This is a genomic window from Aeromonas sp. 2HA2 (assembly GCF_029237345.1).
Lineage (GTDB): Bacteria > Pseudomonadota > Gammaproteobacteria > Enterobacterales > Aeromonadaceae > Aeromonas > Aeromonas salmonicida.
The window spans coordinates 62,787-77,980 of the sequence record NZ_JAACGB010000008.1 but is presented as its reverse complement, the minus strand read 5'-3'; the positions used below and the strand labels follow the sequence as shown (position 1 = coordinate 77,980).

General features: G+C 60.0%; 15 protein-coding genes. 8 read left to right on the top strand and 7 right to left on the bottom strand.

Annotated features, from left to right (window positions below; genetic code table 11):
- Window positions 1-71: 71 nt before the first annotated feature.
- The 7 genes from exeI to exeC form a co-directional block, all read right to left on the bottom strand.
- Window positions 72-431, bottom strand: a complete 360-nt coding sequence (exeI, locus tag GWQ29_RS12255; RefSeq protein WP_058394892.1) for a GspI family T2SS minor pseudopilin variant ExeI — start codon at window positions 429-431, stop codon at window positions 72-74.
- A complete protein-coding gene (exeH, locus tag GWQ29_RS12250; protein WP_265461996.1) occupies window positions 428-991 on the bottom strand; it encodes a GspH family T2SS minor pseudopilin variant ExeH in 564 nt (187 codons plus the stop codon). Before exeH ends, exeI begins: the two co-directional genes overlap by 4 nt.
- A gap of 44 nt (window positions 992-1,035) precedes the next feature.
- A complete protein-coding gene (gene exeG, locus GWQ29_RS12245; protein ID WP_005315859.1) occupies window positions 1,036-1,467 on the bottom strand; it encodes a GspG family T2SS major pseudopilin variant ExeG in 432 nt (143 codons plus the stop codon).
- A gap of 228 nt (window positions 1,468-1,695) precedes the next feature.
- Window positions 1,696-2,916: a GspF family T2SS innner membrane protein variant ExeF gene (gene exeF, locus GWQ29_RS12240; protein WP_005315860.1), complete on the bottom strand. Its 1,221-nt coding sequence runs from the start codon at window positions 2,914-2,916 to the stop codon at window positions 1,696-1,698.
- 71 nt (window positions 2,917-2,987) lie between these two features.
- The gene (exeE, locus tag GWQ29_RS12235; RefSeq protein WP_275919527.1) at window positions 2,988-4,493 is read right to left on the bottom strand and encodes a GspE family T2SS ATPase variant ExeE; all 1,506 of its coding nucleotides are present in this window, start codon (window positions 4,491-4,493) and stop codon (window positions 2,988-2,990) included.
- Complete coding sequence (gene exeD / locus GWQ29_RS12230; RefSeq protein WP_275919526.1) at window positions 4,493-6,526, bottom strand: GspD family T2SS secretin variant ExeD; 2,034 nt, start codon at window positions 6,524-6,526, stop codon at window positions 4,493-4,495. Before exeD ends, exeE begins: the two co-directional genes overlap by 1 nt.
- 21 nt (window positions 6,527-6,547) lie before the next feature.
- Window positions 6,548-7,396, bottom strand: coding sequence for a GspC family type II secretion system variant ExeC (gene exeC / locus GWQ29_RS12225; protein ID WP_272481857.1), 849 nt, complete (start codon window positions 7,394-7,396; stop codon window positions 6,548-6,550).
- A 214-nt stretch (window positions 7,397-7,610) separates the two neighbouring features.
- Here exeC and hslR point away from each other — a divergent pair, with 214 nt between their 5' ends.
- The 8 genes from hslR (at window position 7,611) to GWQ29_RS12185 (ending at window position 15,132) form a co-directional block, all read left to right on the top strand.
- On the top strand, window positions 7,611-8,009 hold the full coding sequence (gene hslR, locus GWQ29_RS12220; protein ID WP_005315870.1) for a ribosome-associated heat shock protein Hsp15: 399 nt from the start codon (window positions 7,611-7,613) through the stop codon (window positions 8,007-8,009).
- Between the two features lie 108 nt (window positions 8,010-8,117).
- Window positions 8,118-9,002 carry an Hsp33 family molecular chaperone HslO gene (gene hslO / locus GWQ29_RS12215; protein ID WP_275919525.1) on the top strand — a complete coding sequence of 295 codons (885 nt, stop codon included), beginning with the start codon at window positions 8,118-8,120 and terminating at the stop codon, window positions 9,000-9,002.
- Between the two features lie 149 nt (window positions 9,003-9,151).
- On the top strand, window positions 9,152-10,777 hold the full coding sequence (gene pckA, locus GWQ29_RS12210; protein ID WP_058394887.1) for a phosphoenolpyruvate carboxykinase (ATP): 1,626 nt from the start codon (window positions 9,152-9,154) through the stop codon (window positions 10,775-10,777).
- 178 nt (window positions 10,778-10,955) lie between these two features.
- Window positions 10,956-11,621: a GntR family transcriptional regulator gene (locus GWQ29_RS12205; RefSeq protein WP_021139462.1), complete on the top strand. Its 666-nt coding sequence runs from the start codon at window positions 10,956-10,958 to the stop codon at window positions 11,619-11,621.
- 33 nt (window positions 11,622-11,654) lie between these two features.
- Window positions 11,655-13,457, top strand: coding sequence for an aminopeptidase P family protein (locus tag GWQ29_RS12200; protein WP_275919524.1), 1,803 nt, complete (start codon window positions 11,655-11,657; stop codon window positions 13,455-13,457).
- Between the two features lie 87 nt (window positions 13,458-13,544).
- Window positions 13,545-13,940, top strand: coding sequence for a nitrous oxide-stimulated promoter family protein (locus GWQ29_RS12195; protein ID WP_275919523.1), 396 nt, complete (start codon window positions 13,545-13,547; stop codon window positions 13,938-13,940).
- A 123-nt stretch (window positions 13,941-14,063) separates the two neighbouring features.
- Window positions 14,064-14,516 (top strand): N-acetyltransferase, encoded by a 453-nt coding sequence (locus GWQ29_RS12190; protein ID WP_021139465.1) that lies wholly within the window; start codon window positions 14,064-14,066, stop codon window positions 14,514-14,516.
- A gap of 139 nt (window positions 14,517-14,655) precedes the next feature.
- The gene (locus GWQ29_RS12185) at window positions 14,656-15,132 is read left to right on the top strand and encodes a glycine zipper 2TM domain-containing protein (protein WP_005315904.1); all 477 of its coding nucleotides are present in this window, start codon (window positions 14,656-14,658) and stop codon (window positions 15,130-15,132) included.
- Window positions 15,133-15,194: the final 62 nt, after the last annotated feature.

Genomic DNA, 15,194 nt, shown 5'->3' with positions numbered 1-15,194 from the left:
TGGCCTCATCGGCTTCTCCAGCAGAGTGAAACCACCCTGACGGGACTTTATTTGGGTGTCGTTGACCAGGTTCATCGGCTGATATAGGTCCGGATCATGGCCACAGGGCTATCGGCCTTGGGGGCAGTACGCACTTCCATATCCAGCGCCTTGAAGTTGTTGTCGGCGGTGGCGACGCCGCGATAGCGCCAATACCAGGTCTGCCCAGCCATCTTCTCGTCCCCTTCCACCCAGCTGTCGCCGGGCCACTTGGCTTCGAGTTTCTGCTGCACCAGCTGGTTTTCCACCACCCAGGTCGCCAGCGTCTTCTCTTCCAGATAACTGAGTGCAGAGAGGTGTTCGCTGGCGGTTTTCATCACGGCGAGACCCGCGATGGCAAACACCGCCAGTGCGACCATGACCTCGAGCAATGTCATGCCACGGGCGTTCACTTCTCTTCCTCCTCGTCCTGCAGCAGTCGCAAACGGCCGAATTCATCCGCCTTGACAGTCCGCAGGTAGCGCACGTCCTCATTCTGCTGGGTCAGGGTCAATACGAAAGGGCTGAGCTCACCACCGGGGAAGATCAATACCTGGGGCGTGCGCTCCTTCTCGTCACGACCCTGCTCGGTTTTCTCGTCGGACTCGGTCCGCCAGCTGAACCCTTCCAGCTCGATGGCCAGCGTCATCTCGTCCGGCAGTGTGACCTGCCCCAGGATCTTGTCGTCGGTCAACGCCTGCCATTTGCGATCCTTGGCCCCGCGCTGCATGAACTGCCAGCCGTTCGCCTCGATACGCAGCCCCACCAGCCGGCCATCCATCACCGAATACTCCTGCGCCTGTTGCAGGGTCGCCATGAAGCGGCGCGCCTGCTTGTCGAGCTCGCGATCCCCTCTGGCCCCTCCCATGCTGAGGGTGACGGCAGTGGCCACCAGCCCCATCAGCATGGCCACCAGCAATACTTCCAGCAGGGTGAAACCGGCTTGGCGATGACGAGACGAGGAGCCCCTCACGGCAGCCTCGCCCACAGCACCTTGATGGCAGCGCAATCAATCACTTATTGGAAATCCTTCAGATTCCAGTTGCCGATGTCATCATCGGTACCGGCTTCGCCATCCAGCCCCATGGAGAAGATGTCGATCTTGCCGAACTGGCCCGGGCTCAGCAGCTGGTAAGGATTGCCCCAGGGATCCTGCGGCAGGCGCTTGATGTAGCCGCCGTCACGGTAGCTGCGCGGCTCGGGGGCGGCGGTCGGCTTGTTGACCAGCGCATCCAGGCCCTGCTCCGTGGTCGGATAACGGTTGTTGTCCAGCTTGTACATGTCGAGGGCATTTTCCAGCGCCACTATATCGGAGACGGCTTTCTGCTGGTCAGCCTTCTCCTTGTTGCCCATCAGGTTGGGCACCACCAGGCTGGCCAGGATCCCGAGGATCACGATGACCACCATGACTTCCAGCAGGGTAAAACCGGATTGACGACGCTTTTGCATGACTGACTCCCTAACGAAATGAGATGGCATGAACCATCAACGATTAACTGTTAAACCGCGATCGTTCGATTACGCCTGCCGGCTAATCGAACCTGCGAGTTCGATTGGATTTGTAGGTTCGAATAGCGAAGCGTATTCGGACACCCGAACCTTATAAATTCACCATGTTGTTGAGTTCCAGCGAGTTGACTGCAGGATCGACCGGATAAGGGCGGCTGCGGACCAACATCATAAATTCACCATGTTGTTGAGCTCGAGGATCGGCTGCAGGATCGACATCACGATAAACAGCACAACCCCGGCCATGGAGACCACCAGCAGGGGCTCGAACACGCCGAGGGCTATGTTCACCTGGGTTTCAAATTCCCTGTCCTGGTTGTCCGCCGCCCGCTCCAGCATGTTGTCGAGCTCGCCACTCTGCTCGCCGGAGGCGATCATGTGCAGCATCATGGGCGGAAAAATCCTGGTTTCATCCAGCGCCTTGCGCAGGCTGGTCCCCTCGCGTACCCGTTCGGTGGCCTCACCAATGCGCGTACGGGCAAAGTCGTTGGAGAGCACTTCGCCGGCGATCTTCATTCCCTCCAGCAAGGGCACGGCACTGGCATTGAGGATGCTCAAGGTGCGGGCGAAGCGGGCTGTGTTGAGACCACGGCTGACCCGGCCTATGACCGGCAAGCGCAGTATCACCTGATGCCAGTGACGGCGACGCTTCTCGTCGGTCAGCCACCAGCGCCAGACAAAGCCACCCAGGAACAGCAGCAGAAGGAACCAGAGGCCGTAATGCTGCATCAGCTCGCTGGTGCCGATGAGGAAACGGGTCGTCGCAGGCAACTGCTGGCCCATGTGTTCAAACTGGGCCACCACCTTGGGTACCACGGCAGTGAGCAGGATCGAAATGACCCCGACCGCCACCAGAGTGAGGACTATGGGGTAGATCATCGCCTGCAGCAGCTTGGTGCGCATGTGCTGGCGCTGCTCCGTGTAGTCGGCGAGCCGGTTCAGCACCTTCTCCAGATGACCGGACTTCTCCCCTGCCGCCACCATGGAGCGGAACAGCTGATCGAACACGTGGGGGAAGGCCCCCAGCGAATCGGCCAGCGAGTAGCCTTCTACTACCTTGCTGCGCACGGTTGCCACCAGACTGCGCAGGTGGGCCTTTTCGCACTGCTCGGCCACTGCCCGCAGCGCCTCTTCGATAGTCAGGCCTGCACCAACCAGAGTCGCCAACTGGCGAGTAATAAGGGCCAGCTCGGAAGTGGAGGCACCACGGCGAAACAGCACGAAGCGATTCGCTTCACGCTTTGCCTTCTCTGTGGTCTCGTTCACCTCGAGCGGGGTCAGCCCCTGCTCGCGCAGTTGCTGGCGTACCTGACGGGCCGAGTCACCCTCGGTCACCCCCTGCTTCTGGCGCCCCTTGCTGTCGAGGGCTTTGTATTCAAATGCTGACAATACTCTTGCTCCTCTGCCCTAGCACTGTGACGTCTTGCTATCCCGATTCAAATCGCTTGCCTGACAGAACATCAATCTTCCCGGGTCACGCGCAGCACTTCTTCAAGGCTGGTCTGGCCCTTGAGTACCTTGTCGATACCATCCCGGCGGATGCTGGGGGTATGGCCGCGGATCAGCCGCTCTATGGCCAGTTCACCGCTGGCGCTGTGGATCGCCTCGCGCACCGCCTCGTCGATCACCACCAGCTCGTGAATGCCGGTCCGGCCACGATAGCCGGTGTGGTTGCACTGCTCGCAGCCAACCGGGCGCCACACCTGCTGATCCGGCGCCAGCTCCATGCCCATGGCCTCCCGCTCCTGCTCAGTGATGGGGCGTGGAGTGCGGCAATCCGGACAGAGGGTACGCACCAGCCGCTGGGCCAGTACCGCCAACAAGGATGAGGAGAGCAGGAAAGGCTCTATCCCCATGTCCCGCATTCGGGTGATGGCACCGATGGCGGTGTTGGTGTGCAGGGTCGACATCACCAGGTGACCGGTCAGCGACGCCTGCACCGCTATCTGGGCGGTTTCCAGATCCCGGATTTCCCCCACCATCACCACGTCCGGATCCTGACGCAAGATGGCGCGCAGGCCGCGGGCGAAGGTCATGTCCACCTTGCTGTTGACCTGGGTCTGACCTACCCCTTCGAGGTCATATTCGATAGGGTCCTCCACCGTGAGAATGTTGCGATCCCGCGAGTTGATCTCGGAGAGCGCCGCATACAGGGTGGTGGATTTGCCCGAACCGGTCGGGCCCGTCACCAATATGATGCCGTGGGGCTTGCGAATGAGTTCGCTGATGATGTTGCGGTTGGCCAGCGTCATGCCGAGCTGCTTGAGCTCGAGGCGCACGTTGTTCTTGTCGAGCAGACGCAATACCACCCGCTCGCCGTAACTGGACGGCATGGTCGAAACCCGCACGTCCACCGCCCGGCCGCCGATACGCAATGAGATGCGGCCATCCTGCGGGACCCGTTTTTCGGCGATGTCCATCCGCGACATGACCTTGATGCGCGACACCAGCAGAGAGGCCAGCTTGCGATGGGGACGCAGTATCTCCCGCAGCACGCCATCGATACGGAAGCGAATGACCAGCACCCGTTCGAAGGTCTCGATATGGATGTCGGACGCCTCCTCTTTTATCGCCTCGCTCAACATGGCGTTGATGAGGCGAATGATGGGGGCGTCGTCATCGGCGTCCAGCAGATCCTCGCTCTGAGGTAGCTCTTCGGCCAGGGCGAAGAAGTCCATCTCGTTGCCGAGATCTTCCATCAGCTGGCGCGCCTCGGAAGAGTCGCGCTGGTAGTGGGCCATCAGCAACTCTTCAAACTCGTCACTGCCAAGCTGCTCCACTTCGAAGGCACAGCCTGCTACCCGCCGGACTTCAAGCAGGGTTTGCGGCGCGACCCCCTGACGACAGATCAGCAGGGGAGTCCCCTGCCGCTCGGTCAGAATGGCGCCGAAATTGCGGGCAAAGGCAAACGGCAGCTCGGGCAGGGCTGCTGGCAGATCCGTTCCGTCGAGCTGGTACGCCGCCATTAGTTGTTACCCTGTACGAACGGCTGCACCCCGTCGGCCGTCGCCTGCTGGCGCGCCTTCATCAGCTCGAGCTGCTTCTGTACCTCGGGTGACTGGACCACATCCTGCCCGTATTGGGGCAGCACCTGCCGATCCGGTGAGGTGAGATAACCCTCCTGAGCCGCCGCCTCCAACTGTTGAGCGCGGAACATGGTGTACTTGTTGCTGGATATCCCCGAGTAGACGTTGGCATCGCGCAATATGGTGGGCCGGATAAAGACCATCAGGTTGCGCTTGGACGTGGTGTTGGAGGTTGAGCGGAACAGGTAGCCCAACACAGGGATATCACCCAGTAAAGGCACCTTGGAGACCTCCTCCTTGGTCTGTTCATCCATCAGACCGCCCAGCACCACGGTTTCGCCACTTTTGACCAGCACGGCGTTCTTGACGGTACGGGTATCGAAGGTGGGGCCCAACCCTTCGGTCCCACTGGCTTGCTTGCCAACACTGGAAACCTCCTGCTCTATGGTAAGCAGCACCGAATCCCCTTCGTTGATCTGCGGCGTCACCACCAACTTGGTGCCCACCGTTTTGCGCTCTATGGTACTGAAGGTAGTGTCACCGGACGTGGAATTTTGTTTACCCGTCTGCACAGGCACTTCCTGACCCACGTTGAAAGAAGCCTCCTTGTTGTCCATGGTGACGATACTCGGGGTAGAGAGAATATCGCTCTTGGTGTTGGTGGAGAGCGCCGTCACCAACATGGCCCAGTTACCTTGGTAGAAACCGGCAGCCATGCCGTTAAAACTCTCCGCCAACTTGGCAATACCCGTGGTGGTGCCATTATCCTTGTAATCCTTGGCGGCGATGGCCACTGAACCTATACCTGGGCCGGCGTTGGTAAACTGGGTACCGCCACCGTTGGTATTGGCCCACTGAACCCCCAGGTTGAGACCGTCACCGTCGGCGATTTCGACGATGATCGCCTCCACCAGCACCTGAGCGCGGCGGATATCCAGCTTGGCGACCACCTGCTCCAGCTCGGCCATCACATCCGGCTGGGCCGTGATGACCAGCGCATTGGTGGTCTCGTCGGCCGAGATGGCCAGCTTGCCACCACCTATGCTGGCATTGCCGCCACCGGCCGTGGTGCCGCCCCCCTTCTTGTCCGCTTCTATGCTGGTGCTGACGCCCTTGAGCACCTCCACCATGTCCTTGGCCTTGCCATATTTGAGATAAAAGACCCGGGTATTGCCCTGGCTCTGCAGATCGCGGTCAAGCTGGCGCACCATCTGTATGATGCGAGCCCGCGCCTTGGGTTCACCACTGACCACCACAGAATTGGTGCGCTCATCGGCCACCACCTTGGGCGCCAGCAGCAGGGAAGTGTTGCCGCCCTGAGTGTTGCCATCCTTGTTGAGGTTGGTCACCAGTCGCACCATCTCGCCGGCGGAGGCATATTTCAACTTGATGATGTCCACTTCCTGATCGCCCGCCTTGTCGACCCGGCGCACCACTTCCACCAGACGGTTGACCACGGCGGCACGGCCGGTGATGAGCAGCACGTTGGAGGGATCGTAATGCACCACGTTGCCGCCACCGGCGTTGTCGTTGAGCTGACGCAGCAAGGGGGCCAGTTCACGCACCGAGACATTGCGCACCGGCACCACCCGGGTCACCATCTCGTCGCCAATGCCCGGGTTGGTCTCATCCACCACGGGGATGGCCGAGGTCTTGGCATCCTTGGAGCGCACCACCTTGAGCACGCCGTTATCCATGGGCACAACGGCAAAGCCATAGACGTCGAGCACGCTCAGGAAGAACTGGTAATACTGCTCTTCGTTGAGCAGGTCGTAGCTGCGGACGTTGATCTTGCCGCGTACCGAAGGCTCTATGATGATTGTCTTGCTCAGGTTCTTGCCGACCGTGTTGATGAACTCTTCGATGTCGGCATTCTTGAAGCTGGCAGAATACTCGGTGGCCCAGGCAGAGCCTGCCATCATCAGCGCCGCCGCGACCGTGGCCAGACGCCAGCTCTTCCCTTTATTTATCATTCTTGGTGCTACTCCAAATCATTATTCTGACAAGCCGACATAAACGTCGTAGAGCTGTCCCTGCCGTTCGACGGTGACGGTCATTTCCGTGGCGCCTGCCACCTGCTGCATCGCCTGCATGGCCTGAGCGTTATCCCGCAGATCCAGACCATTGATGCTGACCGCCATGTCATTGGCGACCAGACCGAGTTGATTGAACAGTTCTGGATTGCTGCCCGGATTGAGGCGATAGCCGACCATGCGGCCATCCACTCGTACCGGTGAAATATTGAGGTAATCGGTGATCTTGCCGGGGTTGCCCAGCAATTCGCTGCGCACCGAGGAGAGCTTCTCATCCGGGTTGCCCTGCTTGGGCAGGGGTTTGCCGTACTCTTCCCCGTCCAGCATCAGGGTCTCGTCACGCGCGTCACGTTCTATGATGACGCGGTCGGCAAACACCTGGCGAACCTTGGCCTGGGTGCCATCGATGAAGTCACCTATGCCATAGGAATTTTGCACACCGCTGTGGGCTATGATGGCAATGGACTTGGCGGGATCGGAACTGGCCAGCACACCATTAAGCTGCGCATTGAGCTGGGTCTTGGGTGCGTCGGCTGCGACAGCATCGGCCGCCCGGGCCTGCTGCTTCGCCTTGCCAAACAGTGCCAACCGGCTGACGCCGCCGAGATCGAGCCGGGCCTTGCCCTGACCCTGACTGCCTGCCACGGCCGGTTGCCAGGGCTGACTGCTCTGCTGGCTACCGAGATCCAGCAGACGCCAGGTAAGACCGGCGCACTGGTGGGCCAGCAACAGCAGCAAGAGCCAGAACAGGGGCTGGCTGAAACGGGAGAGCGGCACGGTTTTGCAACGGGCCAGAAGGGAGCTCAACAAGTCATCCCTGAACGGTAGCGTCATGTTTATCAATATATTCTGGCTTCCAAATCGGTTGGCTATTGTGTACGGCAATGGACCCAGAGACAACCGACCGGATGGTATCAAGCTGTGAAAATTGACATTCCGTCACACCATCAGCCCCCCTGTTTCTATCCCGAGGCCTGCCTCTGGTATAATCAGGCTCCCCTTTCAACCATCCCGGAGTCGATTCATGCCGAATCCCGCAGAAACCACAACCCAGGTCCGCCTCGACAAATGGTTGTGGGCCGCGCGTTTTTACAAGACCCGCAGCCTGGCCCGCGATCAGATTGAAGGGGGCAAGGTGCACTATAACGGCCAGCGCAGCAAACCTGGCAAGGCCGTTGAAGCCGGCGCCCTCATCCGTGTCTGGCAGGGCCAGGACGAGCGGGAGGTGCGGGTACTGCAAGTGAGCGAACAGCGCAAGTCCGCCCCGCTGGCCCAGCTGCTCTATGAAGAGACAGAAGCCAGCCTGAAAAAACGGGCCGAGAACAGCGAGGCGCGCCGCTTCAACAGCCAGTTTGCCCCGAGCCCCGAGCGTCGCCCCGACAAGCAGGAGCGGCGCCAGCTGATCAAGGTCAAGCAATACTGACTCGCCAACGTGGCCCTTTTATGACGACAGGGGGCGAGATAAGTTCCTAACCACCTGTTTATTATTGTTTTTATCTATTTACCTCACCTAAGAACCCAGGAATGCATGATGAGTAACCAAGATCTCCTGTATCGCTATCTGTTTGAAGAGTACGAAGTCCGGGGTGAGCTGGTCCAGCTGGATCACACCTACCGCCACGTGGTGGAAGCCCAGAGTTATCCGGTGCAGGTGCAAAAATTGTTGGGTGAACTGCTGGTCGCCACCAGCCTGCTGACCGCCACCCTCAAGTTCGAAGGCTCCATCACTGTGCAATTGCAGGGTGATGGCCCTGTCCGTCTGGCGGTGATCAACGGTGACAACAACCAGCAGTTGCGCGGCGTGGCCCGCTATGAAGGGGAGCTGCCGAGCGATGGCAAGCTGCAGAGCCTGATTGGCAACGGCCAGCTGATCATCACCATCACTCCGGAGCAGGGCGAGCGCTATCAGGGCATCATTGCCCTGGACGCCGATACCCTGGCGGGTTGCCTGGAGCACTACTTCGCCCAATCCGAACAGCTGGCCACCAAGCTGTGGATCCGTACCGGCTACCACCAGGGTGAACCGCGCGCCGCCGGCATATTGCTGCAGGCACTGCCCGCCCAGAGCGAGGATCATAGCGCAGATTTCGATCACCTGACCCAGCTCACCGCCACCATCAAGGATGAAGAGCTGTTCGGGCTGGAAGCGGAAGAGATCCTCTACCGCCTCTATCACCAGGACAAGGTGCGTGTGTTCGATCCCCAGGCAGTCGAGTTCCGTTGCACCTGCTCCCGCGCACGCTGTGAAGGGGCCCTGCTGCAGATAGAAAAGGAAGAAGTCTTGGAGATGGTGCAGGAGCTCGGCAAGATCGACATGCACTGTGATTATTGCGGCGCCCAGTACCGATTTGATGGGATCGACGTCGAAACCCTGTTCAGCAGGGCTCCCGATAATGATGCAAACAAGTTACACTAATTGAAGGCGGGCAAAACCCGCCTTTAACTTAAATAACAAAAAAATACCCTATTTTATAAAGTTTGATGGCGATCGCTAAACTCTACCACCTAAGTGATAGGATGAATGCCAGATAGAACCCTACCAACCTCTGAACCCAGGAGAATACAATGACAATCGTGGCAGAACCCACCCTGGCCCAACAATTAGAACTGGACCAGTACGGCATCAAAAACAGCCAAGAAATCGTTCGCAACCCCTCTTACGACCAGCTTTTCGCAGAAGAGACACGTTCTGACCTGGAAGGGTTCGAGCGCGGTGTAGTGACTGAACTGGGCGCCGTTAACGTCAACACCGGTATCTTTACAGGCCGCTCCCCGAAAGATAAATATATCGTCAAAGACGCCACCACCCAGAATACTGTGTGGTGGTCTGACCAGGGTAAAAACGATAACAAAGCCATTACCCCGGAAGTGTGGTCACATCTGAAATCCCTAGTGACCAAACAGCTCTCCGGCAAGCGCCTGTTTGTGGTCGATGGCTTCTGCGGTGCCAACCCGGATACCCGTCTGGCCGTGCGCGTCATCACAGAGGTGGCCTGGCAGGCTCACTTCGTCAAGAACATGTTCATTCGCCCGAGCGATGAAGAGCTGAAAGCCTTCAAACCTGACTTCGTGGTGATGAACGGTGCCAAATGCACCAACCCGAACTGGAAGGAACAGGGTCTCAACTCCGAGAACTTCGTTGCCTTCAACCTCACCGAGAAGATCCAGCTCATCGGCGGCACCTGGTACGGTGGCGAGATGAAGAAAGGGATGTTCTCCATGATGAACTACTTCCTGCCCCTGCGCGGTATTGCCTCCATGCACTGCTCCGCCAACGTGGGTCAGGACGGCGACGTGGCCATCTTCTTCGGCCTCTCCGGCACCGGCAAGACCACCCTCTCCACCGATCCCAAGCGTCAGCTGATCGGCGATGACGAGCACGGCTGGGACGATGACGGCGTGTTCAACTTCGAAGGGGGCTGCTACGCCAAGACCATCAAGCTCTCCAAAGAAGCCGAGCCGGACATCTTCAACGCCATCCGTCGCGATGCGCTGCTGGAAAACGTGACCGTTGCCGCCGATGGCACCATCGACTTCGATGATGGCTCCAAGACCGAGAACACCCGTGTCTCCTACCCCATCTATCACATCGAGAACATCGTCAAGCCGGTCTCCAAGGCGGGTCATGCCAACAAGGTGATCTTCCTGACTGCCGATGCCTTCGGCGTGCTGCCCCCGGTTTCCAAGCTGACCAAGGAGCAGACCAAGTACCACTTCCTGTCTGGCTTCACCGCCAAACTGGCCGGTACCGAGCGCGGCATCACAGAGCCGACTCCGACCTTCTCCTCCTGCTTCGGTGCGGCCTTCCTCAGCCTGCATCCGACCAAGTACGGTCAGGAGCTGGTGAAGCGGATGGAAGCGGCCGGCGCGGAAGCCTATCTGGTCAACACCGGCTGGAATGGCACCGGCAAGCGCATCTCCATCAAGGATACCCGCGCCATCATTGACGCCATCCTGGACGGTTCCATCGAGAAAGCCGAGACCAAGATACTGCCGGTCTTCAATCTGGAAGTGCCGACCGCACTGCACGACGTGAACCCGGCGATCCTCGACCCGCGTGACACTTATGCCGACAAGGCCGAGTGGGATGCCAAGGCAGAGGATCTGGCCCAGCGCTTCATCAAGAACTTCGAGCGCTTCACCGACAACGAAGAGGGCAAGCGCCTGGTCGCGGCAGGTCCGCAGCTGTAACGCCAGCCCCCGTCTTCTTGCAAACTCCAATACCGGTCAGCCCTGCTGACCGGTATTTTTTTAACCAGATGGTGGCGTTTGATCCCCGCCAAACCTTGCCTTGTGGGCGGTTGCGCGTTAGATTCAGCCCAACTTTATACAATATACAATTTTGTAACGATTCCCCTGTGACCCGACCATGACCCCACCCTACAAGACCCGAACCCAGATGGTGATGGAGAACCTCCGCGGCCGGATCCTGCGTGGGGAGTTTGCCGCCGGCGCCCCTCTTCGTCAGGATGCCATCGCCAAGGAGCTGGCGGTGAGCCGCATTCCGGTGCGGGAAGCCCTGATGCAACTGGAGGCCCAGGGACTGGTGAAATTCGAGGCCCACCGCGGCGCCGTGGTCACCATGCTGGACGCCTCGGCCATCGAGGAGCTCTTTTATTTGCGAGCCCTGCTGGAAGCCGATACCCTGTTTCACGCCGTCGACCTGATGACGGAGGAGACCTTTGCCAAGGCAGAGGCCATCCTGGCCCAGTTTGATCAGGCGCTCGAGTCAGGCACCCAGATCGAACACTGGGCAGAGTTGAACCACAGTTTTCACGCCACCCTCTATCAGGCTGCCGGTCGCCCCCAGGCGCTGGAGCTGATTGCCCAGATCAATCTGAGCTGTGACCGCTATGTACGCTTCGAGCTGCTGTTTGCCAGCGACGGAGTGGACAAGGCCGAACGTGAGCACGCCCAGTTGCTGGCGCTGTGTCGCGCCCGCCGCAAACACGAGGCTGTGGTGCTGCTCAAACAACATATCGAGGCGGCTGGCCAGTCGATCAAACGGATCCTGGACAGCGGCCACAACCACTGAACACTCACATCACTACAATCTGGCATTAACGACATGAATCATTTCGAGATTATTGAAACCCGCGTCGCCCAGGTCAGGGCCGCTCTGGCCATTCAAGAGCTGGACGCCTTCATAGTCCCCCACGATGACGAGCACCTGGGCGAATACATTCCCGCCTACGCAGAGCGTCTGGACTGGATCACGGGTTTCAACGGCTCCGCCGGGCTCGCCATCATAATGGCGCAGCGGGCGGCCCTGTTCATCGACGGTCGTTACACGGTGCAGGCCCGCATGCAGGCACCGGCCGAGCTATTCGAGTTTCTTCATCTGAACGAAGATCCCCATGTGCAGTGGCTAGCTGAACAACTGCCGTCCGGTTCCCGGGTCGGCTTTGACGCCCGCCTGCACAGCCTGGCCTGGTATCAACACGCCAAGGCCCTGCTGACCGAGCGTGGCATCGAGCTGGTACGGGTCGATGAGAACCCCATCGACCTGCACTGGAGCGATCGCCCCGCGCCGACCAAAACCCCGGTCATTCTCTACAGCGAAGAGCTGGCAGGCCAGTCGAGCCAGGCCAAGCGCGAACTGCTGGCCACAGACCTGCGCAAGCGCGGGCTGGATGCCGTACTGCTGACCCAGGCCGAGCCCATCAACTGGCTGCTCAACCTGCGTGGCCGTGACGTGGAGCGTCTGCCGGTAGTGCTGGGTTTTGCGGTGCTCTACGCCAACACCAGCATGGATTTCTTCGTCGACACCGACAAGATTGACTGCATCGCCTTCTCCAGACATGTGGGACAGGATGTCTCCGTCTACCCCATCGACAAGCTGGGTGATGTGCTGCAACGCATTGGTGAAAACCAGCAAAGAGTACTGGCCGACCCCAACACGGCCAACGCCTGGACCCAGCTCATCATGGAAGAGGCAGGCGCCATCCTGGTGGCCGGTCAGGATCCGACCATGCTGCCGAAGGCGTGCAAGAACCCGGTGGAGCTGGCCGGTATGCAGCGCGCCCACCTGCGCGACGGCGTCGCCGTTACCCGTTTCCTCGCCTGGCTGGATCGGCTGATCGCCTCCGGCGGATTCGAGGGGGTGGATGAAGGCACGCTGGCCGATCAGCTGGAAGCCTTCCGTCACGAGCAGGAACACTACGTCGAGCCGAGCTTTGACACCATTTCGGCGCTGGGGCCCAACGCCGCCATGTGTCATTACCGTCACACCAACGGCACACCGCGCCCCTTCGGTCAGGACAGCATCTATCTGGTGGATTCCGGTGCCCAGTATCTGGACGGCACCACTGACATCACCCGCACTGTCAAGGTGGGTGAGGTGACTGACGAGCACAAGGCCATGTTTACCCGGGTGCTGCAGGGCCATATCGCGCTGGATCAGGCCCGCTTCCCGCGCGGTACCGCCGGCATCCAGCTCGACGTGCTGGCCCGCATGCCGCTGTGGCAGGCGGGTTACAACTATGACCACGGCACAGGCCACGGTGTCGGTCACTTCCTGAGCGTGCACGAAGGCCCCCAGCGCATCGCGCCCAAGGGAAGCCTAGTGGCGCTGCAACCGGGCATGGTGCTCTCCAACGAACCGGGTTACTACCGGGAAGATGCGTTCGGCATCCGCTGCGAAAACCTGGTGGTCGTGACCGAACAGGAACAGATGGGCGAACTGGCGATGCTGGGCTTCGAGCGCCTGACTTATGTGCCGTTCGATACCCGCCTCATCGATCGCAGCCTGCTGAGCCCGGCCGAGTTCCGCTGGATCAACGAATACCATGTCGAGGTGTTCCGCCGCCTGAGCCCCCTACTGGAGGGCGAGGATCTCCTCTGGCTGGAACAAGCAACCAGCCTCATCTGATGACACAGGGCCTGCGGGCCCTGTTTTTTGCCTCCCGTCTTGACCTGTATCAACACCCAGTCCCCTCAGGTCAGGACAATGACCGCCATGAAACCCCATGATCCCGACTCAATGCACAGCACTCGTGCCAGCAAGGCATCCGAGCACCCCAGGCTCAAGCGGGAGCAGCAAACGGTCAGCGCCATGATCCGCCTCTACTGCCACCACCACCATCAGGATCCCGCCTGTCGGCACTGCCAGCAGTTGCAAGCCTTCGCCCACCAGCGACTGCGGCGCTGCCGCTATGGTCACGGCCACAAACCGACCTGCGCCAACTGCCAAATCCACTGCTATGCCCCCGCCATGCGCAAGCAGATCCAGCAGATCATGAAATGGAGCGGCCCGCGCATACTGTGGCGTCATCCCTGGCTTGCCCTGTGCCATCTGCTGGGCAGCCGCCGCAAGGCCCCCAGATTGCCCAACAGCCGGCCCCTGCCGCCCTGACACAGACCTGCGACCACGCGTGCCCGACATCATCAGGTACGCTTGCATCAGCCAGGATGGCCCACTAACCTGTGACTCCTTTGACTGCCGCACGGCAGCACGCACGCAATGACAGGAGCCCGGATGCATCAGCCCCCCGTTTTGAGAGTGGCCACCCACGCCGACATGCACGCCATCTGGCAGATAGACGTCAACGTCTTCGGGGAGGATGTCTATCCAGGCTTCTTCTTTCGCCAGGCCATGGATCTCTGGCCCGAGCTGCTGCTGGTGGCCGAACTGGATGGCAAGCTGCTTGGCTATGCCCTGGGTGGATTGGGACAGGATAGGTCGCAAGGCTGGCTGCTCTCCCTGGCTGTGTTGCCCGAGGCGCGCGGCTTCGGTCTCGCCGAGCGCATGATGCTGCAGCTGGAGCAGGCACTGGCCCAGGTGCTGGTCGAACGGGTCAGACTGACGGTGGATCCGGCCAATCCGGCCAAACGCCTCTACTTTCGACTCGGTTATCAGCAAGTTGCCGAGGAGCGCGACTATTTCGGTCCGGGTGAAGATCGCCTGCTGCTGGAAAAAAGCCTCGGCTAATCCCGCTGCAGGCGTCGCCTCCCGCCAGTAAGCCTCATAATTGGTTACACTTTGCTGGTTTCATGCTCAATCCGGTTGGCGTAAAGTTGCACTCACTGACCGAATTAACCAGATTAGATGCTTGCCCAGGAGGCCCATCATGTTGAAACGTATGACCCTTATCGCCTTGTTGGCCGCCACCACTGCCACCACCCTCAGCGGCTGTGCCAACAGCGATGTCTACTCCGGCGATGTCTACACCAAGGATCGTGCCAAGCAAGTCCAGACAGTGAGCTACGGCACCATACTCTCCACCCGCCCGGTCAAGATCCAGGCCGATGAGAACTCTCTGGTCGGCACCATAGGCGGCGCCGTGGTCGGTGGCCTGCTCGGCAGCACCATTGGTGGTGGCCGGGGCAGCGATATCGCCGCCGCCGGTGGTGCCATCGCAGGTGCCGCAGCCGGTAAAGCTGCCGGCGACAAGCTCAATCAGGTTGACGGCGTCGAGCTCGAGATCAAGAAAGAGAACGGCGAATCCATCGTAGTGGTGCAAAAAGCCAGCCCCACCTTCGTACCTGGCGCCCGGGTACGCATGACCCAGGGCAACGGCAGCATCAACGTGGCCGTGGTGAACTAAGTACCAACCACCAAACGCCCACGAAAAAGCCCTCGCACTGCGAGGGCTTTTTTTATCGTGTT